This window comes from Enterovibrio calviensis DSM 14347, from assembly GCF_000621165.1.
Taxonomy (GTDB): domain Bacteria; phylum Pseudomonadota; class Gammaproteobacteria; order Enterobacterales; family Vibrionaceae; genus Enterovibrio; species Enterovibrio calviensis.
Window position 1 is genome coordinate 243,046 of the sequence record NZ_KK211218.1, and the last position, 19,475, is coordinate 262,520.

The 19,475-nt window shown below is 47.0% G+C and carries 17 protein-coding genes; 6 read left to right on the forward strand and 11 right to left on the reverse strand.

Features of this window, described 5'->3' with window-relative positions:
* Positions 1 to 4: 4 nt before the first annotated feature.
* Both Q365_RS0122260 and Q365_RS0122265 read right to left on the reverse strand, forming a co-directional pair.
* On the reverse strand, positions 5 to 2,137 hold the full coding sequence (locus Q365_RS0122260) for a TRAP transporter permease (RefSeq protein WP_035025583.1): 2,133 nt from the start codon (positions 2,135 to 2,137) through the stop codon (positions 5 to 7).
* Between the two features lie 160 nt (positions 2,138 to 2,297).
* Positions 2,298 to 3,311, reverse strand: coding sequence for a TAXI family TRAP transporter solute-binding subunit (locus Q365_RS0122265; protein WP_028025433.1), 1,014 nt, complete (start codon positions 3,309 to 3,311; stop codon positions 2,298 to 2,300).
* A 244-nt stretch (positions 3,312 to 3,555) separates the two neighbouring features.
* Here Q365_RS0122265 and Q365_RS0122270 point away from each other — a divergent pair, with 244 nt between their 5' ends.
* Complete coding sequence (locus Q365_RS0122270) at positions 3,556 to 3,807, forward strand: hypothetical protein (protein ID WP_028025434.1); 252 nt, start codon at positions 3,556 to 3,558, stop codon at positions 3,805 to 3,807.
* A 134-nt stretch (positions 3,808 to 3,941) separates the two neighbouring features.
* Here Q365_RS0122270 and Q365_RS0122275 read toward each other — a convergent pair whose 3' ends face one another.
* From Q365_RS0122275 to Q365_RS0122300, 5 genes are all read right to left on the reverse strand, one after another.
* Positions 3,942 to 4,430 (reverse strand): hypothetical protein, encoded by a 489-nt coding sequence (locus Q365_RS0122275; RefSeq protein WP_028025435.1) that lies wholly within the window; start codon positions 4,428 to 4,430, stop codon positions 3,942 to 3,944.
* 301 nt (positions 4,431 to 4,731) lie between these two features.
* Positions 4,732 to 5,112 carry a CZB domain-containing protein gene (locus tag Q365_RS0122280; RefSeq protein ID WP_028025436.1) on the reverse strand — a complete coding sequence of 127 codons (381 nt, stop codon included), beginning with the start codon at positions 5,110 to 5,112 and terminating at the stop codon, positions 4,732 to 4,734.
* Positions 5,113 to 5,302: 190 nt separating this feature from the next.
* Entirely contained in the window at positions 5,303 to 6,730 is a 1,428-nt protein-coding gene (locus Q365_RS0122285) for an NAD-dependent succinate-semialdehyde dehydrogenase (protein ID WP_028025437.1), read from the reverse strand.
* A gap of 290 nt (positions 6,731 to 7,020) precedes the next feature.
* Positions 7,021 to 8,358, reverse strand: coding sequence for a CoA-disulfide reductase (locus Q365_RS0122295; protein ID WP_028025438.1), 1,338 nt, complete (start codon positions 8,356 to 8,358; stop codon positions 7,021 to 7,023).
* A gap of 77 nt (positions 8,359 to 8,435) precedes the next feature.
* Complete coding sequence (locus tag Q365_RS0122300) at positions 8,436 to 9,836, reverse strand: L-cystine transporter (protein ID WP_028025439.1); 1,401 nt, start codon at positions 9,834 to 9,836, stop codon at positions 8,436 to 8,438.
* A gap of 657 nt (positions 9,837 to 10,493) precedes the next feature.
* Here Q365_RS0122300 and Q365_RS0122305 point away from each other — a divergent pair.
* On the forward strand, positions 10,494 to 11,771 hold the full coding sequence (locus tag Q365_RS0122305; RefSeq protein ID WP_028025440.1) for a hypothetical protein: 1,278 nt from the start codon (positions 10,494 to 10,496) through the stop codon (positions 11,769 to 11,771).
* A gap of 181 nt (positions 11,772 to 11,952) precedes the next feature.
* Here the strand turns inward: Q365_RS0122305 and Q365_RS0122310 are convergent, their stop codons facing one another.
* Both Q365_RS0122310 and Q365_RS0122315 read right to left on the reverse strand, forming a co-directional pair.
* Positions 11,953 to 12,981 carry a hypothetical protein gene (locus Q365_RS0122310; RefSeq protein WP_028025441.1) on the reverse strand — a complete coding sequence of 343 codons (1,029 nt, stop codon included), beginning with the start codon at positions 12,979 to 12,981 and terminating at the stop codon, positions 11,953 to 11,955.
* 167 nt (positions 12,982 to 13,148) lie between these two features.
* Positions 13,149 to 14,042 (reverse strand): DNA-3-methyladenine glycosylase family protein, encoded by an 894-nt coding sequence (locus Q365_RS0122315; RefSeq protein WP_028025442.1) that lies wholly within the window; start codon positions 14,040 to 14,042, stop codon positions 13,149 to 13,151.
* Between the two features lie 358 nt (positions 14,043 to 14,400).
* On the opposite strand from Q365_RS0122315, the gene Q365_RS0122320 reads away from it, so the two are divergent.
* Entirely contained in the window at positions 14,401 to 14,760 is a 360-nt protein-coding gene (locus Q365_RS0122320) for a DUF805 domain-containing protein (RefSeq protein WP_028025443.1), read from the forward strand.
* Between the two features lie 147 nt (positions 14,761 to 14,907).
* Positions 14,908 to 15,258, forward strand: coding sequence for a hypothetical protein (locus Q365_RS0122325; protein WP_028025444.1), 351 nt, complete (start codon positions 14,908 to 14,910; stop codon positions 15,256 to 15,258).
* Positions 15,259 to 15,289: 31 nt separating this feature from the next.
* On the opposite strand, the gene Q365_RS0122330 is transcribed toward Q365_RS0122325, so the two are convergent.
* On the reverse strand, positions 15,290 to 16,000 hold the full coding sequence (locus Q365_RS0122330; protein ID WP_028025445.1) for a response regulator: 711 nt from the start codon (positions 15,998 to 16,000) through the stop codon (positions 15,290 to 15,292).
* A gap of 40 nt (positions 16,001 to 16,040) precedes the next feature.
* On the reverse strand, positions 16,041 to 17,657 hold the full coding sequence (locus Q365_RS0122335; protein WP_028025446.1) for an ATP-binding protein: 1,617 nt from the start codon (positions 17,655 to 17,657) through the stop codon (positions 16,041 to 16,043).
* A gap of 259 nt (positions 17,658 to 17,916) precedes the next feature.
* On the opposite strand from Q365_RS0122335, the gene Q365_RS0122340 reads away from it, so the two are divergent.
* Entirely contained in the window at positions 17,917 to 18,900 is a 984-nt protein-coding gene (locus Q365_RS0122340) for a tripartite tricarboxylate transporter substrate binding protein (protein ID WP_028025447.1), read from the forward strand.
* Between the two features lie 98 nt (positions 18,901 to 18,998).
* Positions 18,999 to 19,472 carry a tripartite tricarboxylate transporter TctB family protein gene (locus tag Q365_RS0122345; protein ID WP_028025448.1) on the forward strand — a complete coding sequence of 158 codons (474 nt, stop codon included), beginning with the start codon at positions 18,999 to 19,001 and terminating at the stop codon, positions 19,470 to 19,472.
* The last annotated feature ends 3 nt before the right edge of the window (positions 19,473 to 19,475 follow it).

The window sequence follows — 19,475 nt, forward strand, 5'->3', positions numbered from 1 at the left end:
CGATCTAAGCAGATTGGTGCTCAGTGTGATGATAGGTATAGTAAACCAAACCGAGGAATATTAAGGCGCTGATTAGCGGAACAATAATACCCAGTCCCGGCCACATCATTAGGCCTGCCAATCCAAAGGACACGGCACGCAATGGCCATCCAATTGGCCCTTCCAAGTAACCCTCTAATCCACCGACTAACGCCCATGTACCAATAATGGCAAAGGTAGTCACGATGAATACTTGCTGAAAATCACCCGCAACCAGCGGTGTGTAGGCCATCAACAGAGGAACCAAATACAGCCCCTTGGCAATTTTCCACGCTTTGAAGCCGGTTGCCATCGGCGGTGTTTTTGCAATGGTTGCAGCGGCGAAAGCCGTCAAACACACAGGAGGAGTCACGTTACTGTCTTGCGACAACCAGAAGATAATCAAATGCGCCGATAGCAAGGCCAGACCAACCGTGGTTGCGCCTAAACCTTGCTCTAATAGGGTAGCTTTAAAATCATCAGGTACTTTGCCAAGTAAGTCGATTGCCGCTTCAAAAGACATGGGCGAGCCGAGCGACGCCAATTGTTCAGGTGCAACCAGCATGAATATGGTTTTGGCATCTTCTGGCAGTTGACCTGTGGCCAGCAATTCTAACAGTTGTTGTTCTGCGATTAAGCCATAGATGGCGGGTGCTGAAAGGGTGCCGAGAACGATGTATGAGGCAGTCACGGGCAAACCCATACCCAGAATCAGTGAAGCAATCGCGACCAGAACCAACATGATGAACAAGCTTCCGCCCGCCCAATCGTTGATCATGATAGAGAAGGTGTTACCGATGCCTGTGGTACTGATGACATTCACCACCAAGCCAATGCCCGTCAAAAGTACCGCTGTGGTGGCCATGTTTCGAGCGCCTTGCACTAAGGCATCAAAAATCTCTGCAATGCCCATTCGATTCGGCGAGAGCCAAGAGGCCACCACCACAGAGATGATCGAAATACCTGCCGCATAAGTCGGGGTAAAGTCTTGAACCAGCAAGGTGACCAGCACGACAAGTGGGATCAGGTAGTGCCAACCCGAAGCCAATACCGACAGCATGGATTGCGTTTCTGTTTCCACCTGATGAACGCCGGAACGTTTGGCTTCAACACGAACAAAAAATGCCACAGATAAGAAATAGATGAGTGCCGGAGCGAACGACACCGCGATGATTTCCACATAGGGAATCTGAGTGTACGACGCCATGATAAACGCGCCAGCGCCCATTACGGGTGGCATAAGTTGCCCACCTGTGGAAGCTGCGGCTTCGACTCCTGCTGCAAACTTAGGGGGAAAACCGGCTTTCTTCATCAACGGAATGGTAATCACCCCCGTTGATACCGTGTTTGCCACGCTTGAACCTGACACAGAGCCCATGAGACCAGAGCCAAGTACAGCAACAAACCCCGGGCCGCCAATGATCTTGCCTGCAGCTGCACGAGAAACGTTGATGATGTAGTCACCCGCGCCGGACTTCACCAAAAAAGCACCGAACAGAATGAACATGAAGACATAGCTCCATGAGATGCGAGAGATAGGACCAAACATGCCTTCTGAACTATAAAACGCACGGTACAGCATGGTTTCAGCAGAAAGACCGGGGAAGGAGAAAATACCGTCAATCCAGCTTCCCCACCAAACCACATAGGTAAGCGCAACCAATATCAAGCAAGGAATAAACCAACCCATGGTTCTACGAATCAGCTCTAACGCGATCAATATTGCGACGACCGAAAAGACCCAGTCTGTCATCACGAATGTAACGCCGCGCTCATACAGCGCATCTTCACTCAAAATGATGTAAATCAGACAAGCAACCGCTGCGATGGCAATACCGATGTCAATGATGAGGGCGAATTTACTTTTGCGCCATCTGGCTGCTGCTGGATAGGTCAGGGCGCACATGACAGAGAAGCCCGCGAAGTGAGCGGCAGACACCCAGAGTTCAGGCAATGTGGCGAGCGTATTAAACCAAATGTGAACCAACGAAATGACAACCCCAATCAGGGTGACGCATCGTGTTAGTAATGGAAAATCAGTTCGTTGGGTTAATTCGAACTGAGACAATGAATTGTCGATATCTGATGACTGGTTGGCGTCGCTGGATGGGTTAGTCATGCTTCCTCAAACGTGCATCTTGCTGGCACGAACTACTTTGATGTTACGACCCGTAGGTAAAGAGTCTCTTTGAGACGATGATCCAAAAGGGCATGGGTACAAAACAATGCATGTAATTGAAAGAAGAAATCGCGCTGCCGGAAGGGCAGCGCGCTTTCAATTACTTCGCGATGAGATGCGCAGGGATCTCAATACCTTGCTCTTTGTAGAAGCGAGCTGCACCAGGGTGTAGTGGAACGGGTAGACCGTCGATCGCTTTTTCGAGTGCCATGGCTTTTGTGGCTTTGTGAATGCCATTCAAAAACGCGAGGTTTTCATAAATTGTTTTGGTCAAAAGATAAACGTCGTCATCCGTAATATCACTGCGAACTGCAAGGAAGTTTGGCTGTGCGACAGTTTCAACCGCTTCCGTTTGACCAGGGTAAGTGTTCGGCTCAATCACAAAGCGCGTCCAAAGGTTATAACCACCGTTGGCTTCTTTCATTTGTTCATCAGTGAAGTTAAGAATGGTGATTTCATCACCCATTGCTGCAAATGCACGGGTCACTGCACTCACTGGCACACCGGCAGGTGTGTTCATGCCATCAACGGTTCCATTTTGCATTGCGTCGGCGCTAGCGCCATAGCCAAGGTAGGCGAAGTCCATCTTCTCGGTGTTAACACCTAAACCACCAAGGATTTGTAGACCAGAGCCTTCGGTGCCTGAATTCTTCTTACCAATAGAAAACTTTTTTCCGTCCATGTTGTTCATGTCAGCCATGGTGCCAGTTTTGGCGCTATCCGTTTTTACAACAAAGTGTTCCACGTTTTGCCACAGCATAGACACAGAGCGAAGTTCTTTCTGAGGACCAGATTGTTTCAGCTTGCCGTCACCAGACCAAGCCCATGCACCGTACAAACCTTGTAGAATCGCGAATTGCGCTTCATTCTCTCGCAATAACTTAATGTTCTCTCCAGAGCCCGCAGAGCTGATAGCAGAAAGGGAGAAATCATATTTTGGTGCAAGCTTCACTTTGCTAAGTGTTGCCAATGCAACGCCAACTGGGTAATAGGTTCCGCCCGTCGAAGCTGTTGCCAATATGTAATCACGATCTTCTGCGGCTGCACTGTTGACGCCAGTCAGCATGATGGCAGTCGATAGTGACAGTGTTTTAATCAGTGTTTTGATTTTCATACAACTCTCCAATGTTAAAATGTCCCTGGATGTTTGCGGCAATCAGATGCGTAGACGATGTCACTCAGCTTCTGAGAGTAATAGTGAGCAACGAAAGAATAGCCGAGCTTGTAAGATTTTTGTTAACAACAATGTGTAAATACAAACGTCGTCTCAGTTTTTTTCCCGATGTCCCGCCCGCGTAAGACTTTAGTCGAGCGTCCATTTTGACTTATGATGTTCGCTGACGCTGACAGAGGTAAACATGGCGAAACCTAATAAAAAGCTACCGACGCGATCTGTCGATATCGTATGTGGAAAGTGCAAAACCTTGCTATTCAAATACAAAAAAGGAGGCAAGGGCGCGTTAGTGAAATGTTTTAAGGAACGTATTGTGGTTGATTACACAGAGCGTCCATGTACTTGCCCGAAATGCGAGACAGTGTTTGCGAGAGATACGTTAGTACGCGGAACGCCAGCGTATAAAATCATTGGCGGAAAGGCGGCGTTGAAGTAATACAAGGATAAAGAAAAGAAGTTAGAGAATAGGGTTTGATGCCTGAGAGTGTGCAGAAGGTAGAAAGAAAAGGGATTTGATGAGAGATATTGCTGGCAATGCGTCAGTGAAGTCACTGCCAGCAACCTTAGAAATTAGATACCTGCGCGCTTAAACAAACCCGCCATCAACTTAGAGTTAGATTTCACACCCGTTGATTTGGTTTTGAACTCACCGGCCAGACGTGTATTTCCGATATCACGAGCGATGTGCTGCATGGTCAAATACATGTCTTTCGCTGACTTCATGCGGTTGGTGTCGTTCAATGGTGCCAACAGCTTAACCATGTCAGAACCTGTCATGTTCTTGTCAATCGCGTGCTCTTCGATAGCAGACAGTAGCTTGTCCAAATCGACAGTTGCATCAGAGCTTTCCACACCTTGCTTTTTCATTGCTTTCAGATTGCGGCGGCGGATCTGCTTGATAATGAAAGATGGGCGGTTGATACGTTTAAAACCCCAGTAACCCGCTGCGATAACGAGAGCGATACCACCAACCACGTATGGCCAGATAGGACCGGAAGATTCAGCAACGGTTTGGGCGGTAGTAACTACCTCAACGGCAGTAGAAGGTACATCTGACATCTTTTTACCTTAGTGTTCATATTGATGGGTCGTAGTGTCGCACTGTGGCACGAAAATACACTGTCACGCTTCACATTAAAGGAAACATCCTTCAATTGAAAAGTTCGTTTGCGGAATTTTTATGCGATCTGCATAGTAACAGACCTCGAAGGCATAGGCGTGCGTTAATTTCGGGTGAATAACGTACGGTAAAATGTGCATGAAAAGGTTTCATAAACGTTGCTTGAATGGGCTAGTGACAACGAGGTCGCATTGTCGAACTTGTAGCATGTTGAATCAGTGGGAAGGAAAGTGGGGCAGATCACTCAATCCCTCTTTCATCTAGCCATTTCTGCCAATCTCGCATTTTTGCGGTGAGATTGGCAGAAAGCACGGCAAACTGACTGCCAAGTTTCATGCGTTCATTGGCGGTATCTTTATCGCCATTGAGTGCCAGTTCGAGGATCGCGCCCGCTTCGCGGTGAAACGCCGCATGCAGGTCAACGACTTCCTTGTAAAAATCGCTCCGCTTGTGTTCACCATCAATACGATGATGAAGCCATTTCCCAAATGAACAGTTGTTGTCCTGCTTTACTTTGTCGGGTGTTGATTCGCATTCGCCGGTGTTAATCGCGGTTCTAAGTTTCTGTTTCCACGCGCCATGCGCACCTACGGCGTTATCGATTTCAGTTCTGATGGACATGCATTTCATCTCACACTTAAGGCAACTCATTTAAGCGTAGTGCGTGTAACCGTGGTGGGGCAAAACATCTTGCTAGTTCAAGGGGTAAGCATAAGAAAAAGCAGAGTCGTATGACTCTGCTTTGGATAAGATATGGTGGCGAGAGAATGCAATCGAGGCGATGTATCGTCTTTACTGTTTGCCGACGAAATTACATGCCACCTAGGCAGACGTATTTGGTGTTTAGGTATTCATCTAGCCCTTGTCGTGCGCCCTCACGACCAATGCCTGATTGTTTCACCCCACCAAATGGCGCAACTTCTGTTGAAATGACGCCTTCGTTAACACCGACCATGCCGTAATCGAGTGCTTCAGCGACCGCAAAAATGCGGTTAATGTCTTTGCTGTAGAAGTAACTCGCAAGGCCGTAAATGGTGTCGTTGGCCATTTCGATCAGTGACACATCATCGTGGAAGCGAATGACTGGGGCGATGGGGCCAAAGATCTCTTCCTGTACGATACTCATGCTGTGTTCAACATGGGTGAGCACGGTGGGTGCAAAGAATTGACCATCCAATTCTTCTCCACCAATACTGATTTTCGCCCCTTGCGCCAAGGCTTCATCCACCAAACGCTGTACTTTCTTTTTGGCATTGCCATCAATTAAGGGGCCGATGCTCGCGCCGTCTTCGATGCCATTACCCACCCTTAAAGAGGCGACTTCGGCGGTAAATTTCTCGACAAACTCATCATAAACAGCGTCATGGACATAGAATCGGTTCGCACACACACAGGTTTGACCGGCATTTCGGAATTTGGAGGCAATAGCGCCTTTCACTGCCAAATCGATATCAGCATCATCAAACACGATAAATGGCGCATTGCCGCCGAGTTCCATGGAAACACGCTTGACGCTTTCCGCGCTTTGGCGCATCAAAATACGCCCAACGTTGGTTGAACCCGTAAAAGAGATTTTGTTGATTTTGGGGCTACTGCAAAACAATTCACCTACCATGACTGCATCGTCGCTGGTGACAATTGCTAGCAAACCATCCGGTAATCCGGCCTGTCGTGCTAATTCCGCCACTGCGTATGCACTCAATGGCGTTTGCACTGCGGGTTTCGCTATAAAGCTGCAACCGGCCGCAAGTGCTGGCGCGGCTTTTCGGGTGATCATGGCGATGGGGAAGTTCCATGGTGTAATTGCAGCCGCCACACCGACGGGTTGGGTGATGGTCATGATTCTACGATCAGACAAGGGCGTAGGAATGGTTTCGCCATAAGCGCGTTTGCCTTCTTCCGCGAACCATTGAACAAATGATGCGCCATAAGCCACTTCACCACGCGATTCTGCCAAGGGTTTCCCTTGTTCAAGGGTCATGATCCTCGCGAGATCTTCTTGGTTATCCATGAGCAAATGATACCAACGCATCAGGATCTCACTACGCTGTTTGGCAGTGGTTTTTGCCCATGCCTTTTGCGAAATCTCGGCTTTTTCAATCACGGTTTCAATGGTTTGGCGAGAATGAGAGCGAACATAGCCTAAGATATCGCCAGTTGCGGGGTTATGGACAGGGATTGCACTGTTCACGTTTTCGCACAGCGCGGTAAGCAGGGAAAGGTTTTTGATCTGTTCCATTGTGAGCTTCCATTGTTAGACCGAGAAAGTGGTGTACCCCAGCGTCTTCACCCAGAACCTAAGGACTGAGGGCATATCCATAGCCTAACTATGTCCGAGCATGAGAGCAACAATCTGAAACGCCTTGGTTTCAAAGGATGGAAAATATGACCGGATTGTGTGAAGTGTGCAATATATTGAACGAAAGGTTGTTTGGTTATAAAGCGGAGAGCCGAGCTCTTATTAGAGAAAACGGCCAGCGAGAGCGCTGGCCGTTTGAGGACGTTTCAATGTGGTAAATGGTAATCGCGTTATTTCGCGACATTACCTGCTACGTTCATGATGTCCCATGTTCTTGAAAATGGCGGCGCATACGCGAAGTCCATCATGCCAAGTTGGCTGGTGGTTACGCCCATGGTAATTGCGACAGCCATGGCATCAATGCGATGTACTGCGCCTTTAAAGCCGATCAATTGCGCACCCAAAATACGCTTGCTGTCAGCTTCATACACTAACTTCATGTGCATGTCAGATTGCCCTGCACAGTAGTTGGTATGGCATTTGTCTTTGATGGTAATGGTTTTGGTATTGAAACCCGCATCATTCGCTTCGCGCTCGGACAAACCGGTGCGGCCTGCTTCTAAGCCGAGCACGCGAACACAACTGGTGCCGATAGAGCCAGGGAATTGCAGAGGCTCACCGTCCACTTGTGCGATGTTGTCACCAACCAAGCGACCCATTTTATTGGCACCCGTTGCTAGCGGAATGTATTGATGGCGCTGTGATACTGAGTGCCAAATCGCGGCACAATCACCTGCAGCCCATACATCAGTTAGGGAGGTGCGCCCCGTTGAGTCCGTTGTGATAGCGCCATTGGCCAAGGTTTCAATGCCAGTCTCTTTCAGGAATGCAGTGTTAGGTTTAACGCCTGTACACACGACGACGAGATCCGTGGCGTATTCCCCTTTATCTGTAACAATGCCAGAGACGGCTTCGTCGCCTGTGATTTTTATCAGAGATTCAGAGGTGAGAATCTCTACGCCTGCTTTCTCAAGTTCAGCATGAATGTGAACGCTGATTTCAGCATCGAAAGCATCAGGGATCAGGCGCTCTGCACGTTCGATCAAGCGAACTTGTTTGCCCTGATGGATCATGGCTTCAGCCACTTCCAAGCCAATGAAGCCAGAACCTATGATGGTGACATGCTGGCAGCTGTCATCTTCAATGGCTGATTTGAGCGAAAGGCCGTCTTTCATCACACGTAATGTGTGTACACCCGCTTTATTTAGGCCTTCAACTGGCGGCAGCACTTCACTGGCGCCTGTTGCAATCATTAGCCTGTCGTAGTGAACCACAAAGGTTTCGCCATTGTGTGTGATTTCAAGTTTCTTATTGTCAGCATCGACTTTGTTCACGCGATGACCGGTTTTAACCGTGACGCCACGTTCAGCAAATTGCTCAGGGGTGAATTCAGACATAAAGCCACTGTCGCTAAATTCGCCAGCCACGTAGTAGGGCAGGCCGCATGCGCCGAATGAAATGATCTCTGATGCTTCATACACAGTGATGTCTGCGCTCGGATTGACGCGTCGTGCTTTTGCTGCTGCGCTCATGCCAGCCGCTTCACCGCCAATGATGATGATATTCATGTTGCGTTCCTCGTGGGCAACTCGCCCTAAAAACCAGAAATGGGGGCGAATGCCCCCAAATTTAAACGTGTTGTTGATTAGGCTGTGGCGTCTTCGCCATCTAGGTTTAGTGGCTTATCTTCGTTAAACACGGCCATGTCGGTTTGTCCCATTAACTTACTGGTGACTGACCCTGCGGTGATAGAACCCGACACGTTAAGGGCGGTGCGTCCCATATCAATCAACGGTTCGATTGAGATAAGCAGACCTGCTAGTGCGACTGGGAAATCAAGCGCTGACAATACAATCAGTGCAGCGAAGGTTGCGCCACCACCGATACCAGCGACACCAAACGAACTGATGGTGATGATAGCAATCAAGGTCACGATAAAGCCGATATCCAGCGGGTTAACGCCCACGGTAGGTGCAATCATCACGGCCAGCATGGCAGGGTAGATGCCTGCACAACCGTTTTGACCAATGGTTGAACCAAATGATGCAGCGAAGTTTGCGATGCCATTTGGAATACCCAGTGCTTTTTCTTGGGTCTGAACGTTCATTGGAATCGACGCAGCACTGCTACGAGACGTGAAGGCAAAAGTCAGTACTGGGATAATTTTCTTCAAGTGACGAACAGGGTTGAGGCCGATCAGCGCGATGATGCCCAAGTGAATTGCAAACATGGTGAATAGCGCGCCGTAAGAGGCAATCACGAAGTTAGCCAGATTAACGATGTCTGCGTAGTTTGAGCCTGAAATCACTTTCGTCATCAGTGCCAATACACCGTACGGTGTAAGACGCAAAACCAGTGTTACCATTCTCATCACGATAGATTTTGCCACCGCAATGAATTGTTCAAACGATGCGAACACCTCTGGCTGCTTCTTGGCGATGCCCGTTGCGGCGATACCGATAAAGATAGAGAAGATCACCACGGCAATTGTTGACGTTTTACGTGCGCCAGTCATGTCTAGGAATGGGTTTGCAGGAATGAACTCAAGGATCATGTTGGCAAATGACAGTGATTCCACTCGGCCGAGATTGGTTTCTAAAGATTGGCCGCGAGCCACTTCTGCTGCGCCAGCGGTTAAGCCGTCAGCGGTTAAACCAAACATCAAGGACCAAGCAATACCCACGAGGGCAGCAATCATGGTGGTGACGACCAACACGCCAATACTCATACCACTGATTTTGCCGACAGAAGATCCGCCTTTTAGCTTAATGATTGCCGAAATAATCGACACCATCACCAATGGGATAATGATCATTTGCAAAAGCTTCACATAGCCTTTTCCGACGATGTCGAAATAATCAATGCTTGCTTTAATAATATCCGAACCGGCGCCGTAATAAAGTTGTAATAGGCCACCAAATACAACACCTAACCCTAAGCCGGCAAATACGCGCTTAGTAAAAGGAACGTGTTGTGATTGTAGTCTATAAAGAAAATAGATAAGTCCGATGAATATTGCTAGGTTTAATATAACGCTTAAGGCCATTTGTTATTCCTTAATGATGATAACGGGCTAAATAAAAATAATGATGTATTTCCTGTCATGTTTTTTGTCTTGATAGACGACTATACATTCAGCGTTATACCCCCATTTTCTTTGAGTTTGGGATGATATGACAGCTTATTGGGTATATAAATCAATTCAATATAACCAAAAGATATAAGTTATAAATCGAGCATAATTAGCGTCTATTTTATACAATTGTTTATTTATTGTTTTCGTGTTTGTTGCTTTTGTGTTTTATTTTGGTTTTGATTTGGTGTGCTTTTTTTCGTCCGGGGGATTAGTGTTGTTCACGTGGTATGAATATACGGTGATAAATTTATTTTTAGCGTGACGATTATCTAGCATATTAAAAAAATAAAGCGTCGAAATGCATTCACTTCATTTTATTGCATCCCTTGCATGACAGGGCAATCTACTCTCCCTCATTACCGGATTGCATCATGTATCAGTTACAATTTTTAATGTGATCTGCGTCACTAATATTAATTGGGTCAGTGTTAACTTTGGTCTAGATTTTTAGATATACATCAGCACGCAGAACCGGAAATCGATGAACAGACATGCTCATTGGGTGTCGGCTGGTTCTGATACAAAAACGAAAAATCTTACGTGTCAGTGACCAGTTAGGGGCAATTTATGAATAATTTAACTCTGTCGGCGTTAGCGATTGCTTTAGCCATGTCGGTTACCGCCTGCCAATCAACATCAGAGCCCGCTCAAATCGCAAGTGAAACGAATGGTTCTTCCCAACAAAGCACAAACACTCTGGAAATCTACGAAAAAGCTAAATCAGACTACGCAGAATGGCTGAGTAAGATGGAAGAGAGTCAGGCGTTGCGCTTGTACAGTGCAGATGCTGTTGATGACTTGTTTGATGCTTGGGAGGAGGCGGTCGATGTTTATTCTGATTTTGATGCTGACCCTGAAAAAGCGGTAGAGAGTTATTCGATGTTTTCCTCTGGCACGTACGCTGAAACCTTCGAGAAACGATTAGGTGAAGTCGCCGCGTTGCATGCGGAGCTACTCATCCTCAAACAAACAGCCGATAACCTGCTAGCTGAAGCAATCACTGAGATGGCTTACCTCGATTCTATCAATGCGGATGAGGTGTTCTCCTCACGTTACAAACGCATTGCCAAAGAATACCGCTCGCTTTTCGAGTATGTCGCAGACAATGATTTAGATGATGCACAAGTTAAGCAGATTCGATTCTTAGAGAATGCAAAATCGTTAGAAATAGCGGTGGTGCTGAAGCGAAATATTGAGCCATTGCAAAAAGAACTCGCGCTGCTGCGCCAAGAAGGGTTCAAAACTATCGCGCCAATCAGTTATGCAAAGGCGAATGCATCTCTAGATCAAGCGGAAGCGACAGTGTCTGCGGACCCTAGGGCTGTTGACGTTATCGAACAAGCCGTATTCTTGGTTAACTTTGAAATCGATCATCTCCAACACATTGGTTTGGAAGTTAAACGCTTTAAAGGCGTGAGTAATGGGAAGTTCGAACCGTTGATTTTGGCGCTGGAAAATCAAATTCACCGCATATCACAGGCACTCGATAAGCAGGATTTAAGAGACAAGCCGATCAAGCAACAAACGGACCTATTGGCGGGACAAGCGGAAACTCTGGTTAAGTCGTTAAATAGTCAGCCAGACGTTGATCCACAGCTAGCAGAGCTGATGGCGAAGTTGGATGAAGTGAACAGTGATTTGTCTAACACGGAGCAACAAGTGGATGTTCTGTCTGCGCAAGTTGTCACCCTGGAAGCAAAGAAAGCCTCTGATGAGAGCTTGATTGATGATTTACGTATGGTGATAGACACCATCAAACCTACAGATAACTCTGTTGCACCAACCGAGGATTCTTCATCGGTGGCAGAACCAAACGGTGATGGGACTGAGCAACCTAAAGTATAAGTAGATTGAAGTGATTGCTGAGTCGGCAATAGCTTCAACGTAAAACGTGCCACTAAAAAGCGTTAATCCAAAACCTTTGAACCAACACTCTAGATTTAAAATCAGTGAATAAAAAAAGCGCCTTCGTCGGCGCTTTTTTGTTGGAACGGGCAGAGTAGTGCATCATGTCTTTGAAAGTATATTACGCACTCAAATAGTAGTGATGGTTAGCCTTCTTGGCTAACACGCCGTCATTGACCATCGTTTCGAACAATGCATCTACGTCATCATTTGTTAGCAAGAAATGCTTACAGACTGCTTTCTTCGAACAGGTAATGACGCCACCTTTCACTGCAGCTTCAACACGCTGTGCCAACGTCAGTGTCGATTCATCCTGTTCATTTTTCGGGCTATCTTGGTTAACAACCACGTCGAAATCGGCTCTGTGTTCGAGGTATCCCATCGGCTGAATGATGTTTTCCGGCGTAATATCGATTTCAGCATGGTGCTGATAGAAGCGACGGAAGCGTGTTTCTTCACCAATCACACCAACAAAGAATGCTGCGAACAAATCCAGCAAGATCGACAAGAATACGACCAAACCAAACTGAGCCGTTTGCTGCGATACCTGAAACGCATCAGCGAGGCTGTCGATCAATCCAATCGCAGAACCTTGAGCGACAGGCGGCAATGAATCACGTTCTGCAGCTAGTCGAATTTGCTCTTCTCGCAGGGTGTTGTTTTGTGCCTGAATGCGGGTCACGCCTGTCGCGATCCGTTCCATTTGAATGTATTTTTCAGCGGCGAGATTGTTCAGGTCGATCTGTTTTTCAATCGCATCGATTTGGCGATTGTATGCATCGACTTTTGCTTGTTCTATGGCGATAACACTTTGTGCTTTGTTTGTGGCGCTATTGATACCGCCAACACTTCCGCCAATCGAAATCGCGGCAAGTACTAGGTAGAACGTCAGTGCAGTAAACGAACCCACATAATTACGATGTGCTCGTCGCTCTCCAAATTCGTACCAAGCGTAAAACTTACCCGCCTCGAAGATAATGGCCAAGGTACCAAACAGCGCCTTCATCATCGGGCTGTCATCTATCGAGAGGAAAAGCAGAAGTGAAAATACCGTTGAGGTGACCACAGCAGCGCCAGTGAAGCTGTAAACGCTGATCATGGCGAAAGGGCCTTTAGGGTAACGATACCCGAGCATATTTTTGTAGTGCATAGTTTTCTTTCAAGTCACGGTATGAAGGGCGGGGAGGATACCGCATTGGCGGCGTTCCATCTGCAACTGTGACCTAACTAACAGTTTGACTGCTGCTTTCACGAGCAAACTGTTAGCGTTTTATACGATTTTGCTTTCGTCAGTAGCGAGATTTCATGAACATAGCGTCAGTATCCCTGCTCCGATTGCATCGCCCAAAGGTGCGCTGCGACTAAAGCACGCCATGGTGAAAAGCTTTTCAGCCAAGCTTGTGTTTCCTTTTCAGATGGTTTTTCATCGCAACCCAGTAACCGTTGAAGGTTTCTGCGCACCGCAACATCGCCATGTAACGATCCATCCAAATAGCTAAAACCTCGCAACAGGGTGTAACTGACCGTCCAAGGGCCAACGCCTTTGATCGCCAGAAGGTCTCGAGAGACAGCGAACGGATCGGCGCTGAGTGATAAATCGAGTTCGTCATTAACCAGCATTTGAGCAACACGCTGAATGGTGGTGGCTTTGCTGTTTGAGTAACCACAACCGCGATAGGTTTCGATGTCTGTAGAGGCGAGCATGCTTGCGTCCGGTGAGCACCAAATACCACTGCTATGAGGCTTGCCTGTTGTTTCGATGAGTCGTCGGCGAATAGATACCGCCGCTTCTACACTGATGAGTTGCCCTGTAATCGCCCAAGTAATCGCTTCAAAAGGCGTGACTGTTTGGGGAATCCTTAAGCCGCTATGGTGTGCCAGCAAACGTGAAATATCAGGGTGAGAATGGTATTGGCTCTCAAAGGTATCAATGTCCTGATCTAGACCTAACATGTGTGCGAGCAACGCCGTAAGTGATGCGTTATCAAGGGGAGACGTTACTGCATCTGCATCGAGTTCAAGTCGTGCATTGTTATCATTTAACGCCAAACTTAAACAACAAGGAATGCCATCAATTAACATGCCTTTGCGAAGCAGGTTACCGTCCACTTTCTCTGCCAATTCCGTTTTGTCTCGTTGGTGAAAAGCGAGAAAGTCACGGTGTCTAAATGTGCTTGGTAGTGACGTTGTCACGGAAAGATTGGCCTTCATAAGGTTGCTCCTAATGCATCGTGAAACCAGCGTAAACCGCAGCGTGTGACAAGGCGAGAGAATTCACCATAACGCACTATAACTGAATATTTTGATGGTCATTTATACAAACTGCCTCACAGAAGTACACAAAAACGGCTAAGTCAGCCACTGGAAAAACCAAAGCGAATCCAATTATTGTTTGGTTTATCAGTTGCACTGTGTCTCTAGAACAAATACGACTAATTCCCAATTCTTGGTCAGAAAGTCTTAGCAACGTGTTGGTATCATTCCCGAAATCGCATGCTAAATCAGTTGGCTGTGGTCTTGGGATTTATACATTTACTAAAAAGAGTCGTTAACGACACGGAGGTTGGTGATGAGCTATTTCATAATGGCTTTAAAGAAATACGCAGAATTTTCTGGAAGAGCGAGAAGAAAAGAGTACTGGATGTTCATCCTGTTCTATCTGATTTTCTCTATTGTTTTGACCTTTATTGATTCAATGCTGGGGACGATGTTCCTGTCATTGATTTTCTCATTGGCCCTGCTTATACCAAGTATCAGCCTTACAGCAAGAAGGCTTCATGATACTGGACGAAGTGGTTGGTGGCAGTTGATTGCTTTAATCCCTTTAGTTGGCGCCATTGTTATGCTGGTTTTCCTTGTTCAGGACAGCAAAGAAGACAATCAATATGGTGCGAACCCGAAAAGCATTAAAGCAGGTGTGACGGCTTAACGAGTCGATCTAGCCCTGAAAGTGATAATCACTGTCGTTGCGGTTTGATATGGCATTGGCAGTGATTTTTTATCGTTTTGTTTTGGCCAAGTCTCCAGAATCGACATTTTAGGTAGTTTGGACAAATATCGAATAGGGGATTTAGATATGTGGAAAACAGTACTGATTTTTCTGATGACAGTGGTTATGTCAGGTTGTGATTTTCCTACAGAATCTATGGATGAGAAGTTTGGAGAGCAAAACTTCAATTCAGCAATATCTCTAATTGAGCTGCATAACGTGCGCAACGGTAGCTACCCACAACGTCTTGACGATCTGGAGTTTCTCGGCGAGTGGGATGCTATTTGGCTATCATCTGTCGAGTACACAAAAACAGAAACAGGATATAACCTGTTTGTGAATAAAGGCTGGGTATCAGAGCCTGACCTAAAAATATCGACGAGGTTTAAGCAAGGCTTGGGCTTAGAAGAATCCAACATTACTTGGGTTAACGATTAAACCAATAAGCCTTATCGGCTCATCCCCCCATTTAGTCCATACCAAGATAACGCCTTTCAGGTCGTCCGACACTGCCGTAATTTACCTGTGCTTCTAACTCTGATGTGCTGACCATATATTCAAGGTAGCGACGCGCCGTGGTGCGGCTTGCACCAATCAAGCTGCCGACTTCTTCAGCGTTGAGTGAGTTCTCAGAGTTATCAAACACCGCGCGGATTTTATCCAGTGTGATGACGTCGATGCCTTTAGGTAGTCGCAAGGTGTTGGTGTTAACTGTGCTGTCCAATGAAGGTGCGGATGTCATGCGTTGAGGCAGCAAGGTATCGACATCGGTTTGTGCCAGCGACTCCATAGCGCGAAGCTTTTCTAAATGCGCAGCATACTGCCCAATGACTTCTTGTAAGCGTTCAAACACCAAGGGTTTGAGAATGTAGTAAAACACGCCACTGCGAAGGGCTTCCCTTAGCGTATCGACTTCTTTGGCCGCGGTGATAAGAATGACGTCAGTTGCGCAGTTGTTAGCGCGTAGCTTTCGCAGTAAATCGAGCCCTGTACCTTTAGGAAAGTGATTATCGAGCAAGAGGAGTTCGGGCTTAAATACTTCCACGAGGTCTTCCGCATCTTCCAATGAATGGGCGATGCCAACGAGTTCTACACCCTCAATTCGGGCGAGAAATCGCTTTTGAATTTCAGCAATTTGAACGTCATCTTCGGCGATAACAACACGGATATTTTGAGTCATAGGTACAGCTTTATCCTTGTGTCTCGGACTTTATGTCATTTTAGTTGTTGATTGTCGGGCCAGCTTTAGGAATGTACACGGTGAAGCGACTTCCTTCATATTCTGTGGGTTCGAGCAAAATTGTTCCCCCCAATTTTTGCAGCAGCTTTTCGACAAGGTGAAGCCCAAAACCATGTCCTTCGCCTTGTTTGGTTGTTACACCTTTTCGAAAAATTTTATCTTGCTGATGCTCTGGGATACCGCTGCCTTCATCTTCTATTTCGAAAATTAGGTCATTACCCAAGTCGGTCATTGAAAGGCGAACATCGGTACGGCGATTTTTCAATGTGGCTTCCAAGGCATTGTCTATCAAGTTACCGATGATGCTCACTAGCTCTTCACGAGGGATGTGATCAGGAATCTCCTTCATGCTGCTTTCTGGGTCAATTTCGAGGTGCAAGCCCAATTCTTTGGCTCGGTTGTACTTTCCTAACATGCAACCGGCGAGGATAGGGTCGGGAACAGCCTCGACAAGAAGCTGAATCAGGGCTTGATGGCTCTGGGTTTCTTGCCCTATCAGCGCGAGCGCTTCGTCATTTGCACCCAGTTCGATTAAACCCGCAATGGTATGAAGCTTGTTGGAGTATTCGTGGGATTGGCTACGCAATGTGTCAGCGTATTGCTCTATTTGGCTGAGTTTTTTACTGATAGCATCGAGTTCATCTTTACGTCGAAAACTCGATACCACACCGGTAATGTTGCCATCTTGCAGCACGGGAAGACGGTTAACGATGAGGTTTCTGTCTTGCAGCCATACGTCCTTATCGATTTGTGGTGCGCCAGTTCTAAGCACATCCATTAAACGGCTGTCTGGCAGCACGTCTTCGATAGGGCGTCCGGTCAGTTTGGTATTAGCATCCAACCCTAAGGTATCAATGGCTGCACGGTTGAACGTAGTAATATTGCCATTTCCGTTGACCGCGATAATCCCTTCTCTAATTGACTCTAACGTTGCGTTTCGTTCCTGAAAGAGGCGTCCAATTTGTTCTGGCTCTAAACCAAAAATTGCTTTCTTGAAGTGTGAGGCAAACCAAAGCCCAGTGAGCACGCTCAAGCCGAAACTCAACACGATCACCATATATAGGGTGTTTCTGTATCGGTCGATAATGTTTTCAACCGTATCGAGCATAAAGCCGACGGAGATAATGCCAATGACGTTTTCATGGTTGGCATCAAAGATAGGGGCTTTACCTCGCACGGATGCGCCTAGGCTCCCGATTGCCTTTTGTATATACGGTTTTCCATAGAGGAGCGCTGGTTCGTTGTAATCGCCATCATCGTCATACATGGGTTTTCCTAAGCGCTTCCATGAAGGGTGGGCGAGTCGGATTCCGTTTCTGTCTCCAATCACCACAAAGCGCGCATCGTTGATATCGGCGAGTTCGAGAGTGAGCGTTTGAAGGAATTCGCTGTCACGATTATCTACAGCGTCGACGACTTCGGGTATTGAGGCGATGGTTTTTGCAACGTGAAGCGCTCGTTGGCCGATTTGCTCATCAAGAGAATGGCTAAGGTACCCTAATGCAAACACACCAATCAGTCCGGTTTGCAGCAAGGCCATCAGACCCAAGATGAGCATCATGCGGGTTTTGAGCTTGAGAGAGCGAAGTGAAAACATAAATCTGAATGCGCCTTGATAACAACTTTATAACTTAATGGTAGCGGTATTATCTATCTCGTTGAAATAGTGATTCTTTGTGGTCTGTCACGTAAGTGAACAATATGAACAAAACGTTTTTAATAGTTTAAAAAAACATTAAATCCACAAGGTTTCCAATTGGTCGTTCAGTTAATAGGTTGAATGGGGTAGGACAACAGTAATTTAACAAAACAATAATTATCGCGTCCAAAGGACGGAACGACACAAGGAAATATGTATGTTTTCAAAATTGTTCGCTAAAAAGCGCGCTATCGTCGCTGCGATTGCATTAACGTCTGCAATGACCGCGGGCGCGGCATCAGCTGCGGTAGAAGAAGTACACTTCCTCATCCCTGGTGGTGCAGGTGGTGGCTGGGATGGTACTGCACGTGGTACGGGTGAAGCACTGTCAAAATCTGGCTTAGTTGAAACGGTATCTTACGAAAACATGTCTGGTGGCGGCGGCGGTAAAGCGATCGCACACTTGATTGAAGTTGCTGAGCAATCAGAAAACACCTTGATGGTGAACTCTACGCCTATCGTCATTCGCTCTCTCTCTAAAGTGTTCCCTCAATCTTTCCGTGATTTGACGCCGATTGCTGCAACGATTGGCGATTACGCCGCATTCGTTGTGCCTAAAGACTCTAAGTACAACAGCTTCAAAGAAATTGTGACTGACTATAATGAAAACCCTCGCTCAGTGGCAGTTGCTGGCGGTTCATCACGTGGCGGCATGGACCACCTTGTTGCGGCGATGGCATTTAAAGCGGCGGGCGGTGATCCGAAGCGCGTGAAATACGTGGCGTATGATGCGGGTGGAAAAGCCATGGCGGGTATGCTTTCTGGTGAAACCCAAGTGCTTTCTACTGGTTTCAGTGAAGCACTAGCGCTGAAAAACGCGGGTGAAGTACGCATTCTTGCTGTTACCAGCGATGAGCGTTCTCCAGCAGCTCCAGATGTACCCACCCTGAAAGAGCAAGGTTACGACGCGAGCTTCGTTAACTGGCGTGGTTTCTTCGGTGCGCCAGGTCTGTCTGATGCACAAGCAGACGAATACGCACAAACACTGGAAAAAATGTACGCAACAGACGAGTGGGTAGAAGTGCGTGACCGTAATGGTTGGACTGAAATCTTCAAACCACGCGCAGAGTTCGTCACCTTCCTTGAAGGTCAAGAACAAGAAGTGGGTGGTTTGATGAAGGAACTTGGCTTCCTACGTTAATCATGAAAAACACGCCGAGTTCTTAGGCCTCGCCCTAAAGCTCGGCGTTCTTATTTCTGACGGGCTTGCTCGTTTGTTGTTGTATCAAGGAGTGTCAGATGGTTGTCACTAAAGACCATATCGGTGGTCTCGTCTTTCTCAGTCTTTCAGTGGCATATGGTGTTTATGCTCGCGAAATACCTATGTTTCCCGGCGATGAATATGAACCGTTTAATGCGCAAACGTTACCTATCTTTCTTTCTTGGTTGGGCGGCATTCTAGGATTTCTCATGCTGGTAACGGCGCGTCGTGACGCTGGAAGCAAACTCTCTGTGGCTGGGCTCGATTTTCTGCTGGTCGCGAAACTTCTCGTTCTGATTATGATTTTTGCGTTCGCCCTTGAATGGGTGGGCTTTACGTTATCGACGATTCTATTTTTAGTGGGCGGTTATTGGATCCTCGGCGAACGCCGACCAAAAATGCTGTTCATTGCATCCGTGCCTTTTGCTGTTGGCATCTGGTTTGTTCTCGCGAAGTTGTTGGATATCTATCTCGCACCGGGTCGCTTCTTTACACAAGTTTTAGGAGGGTAAGAC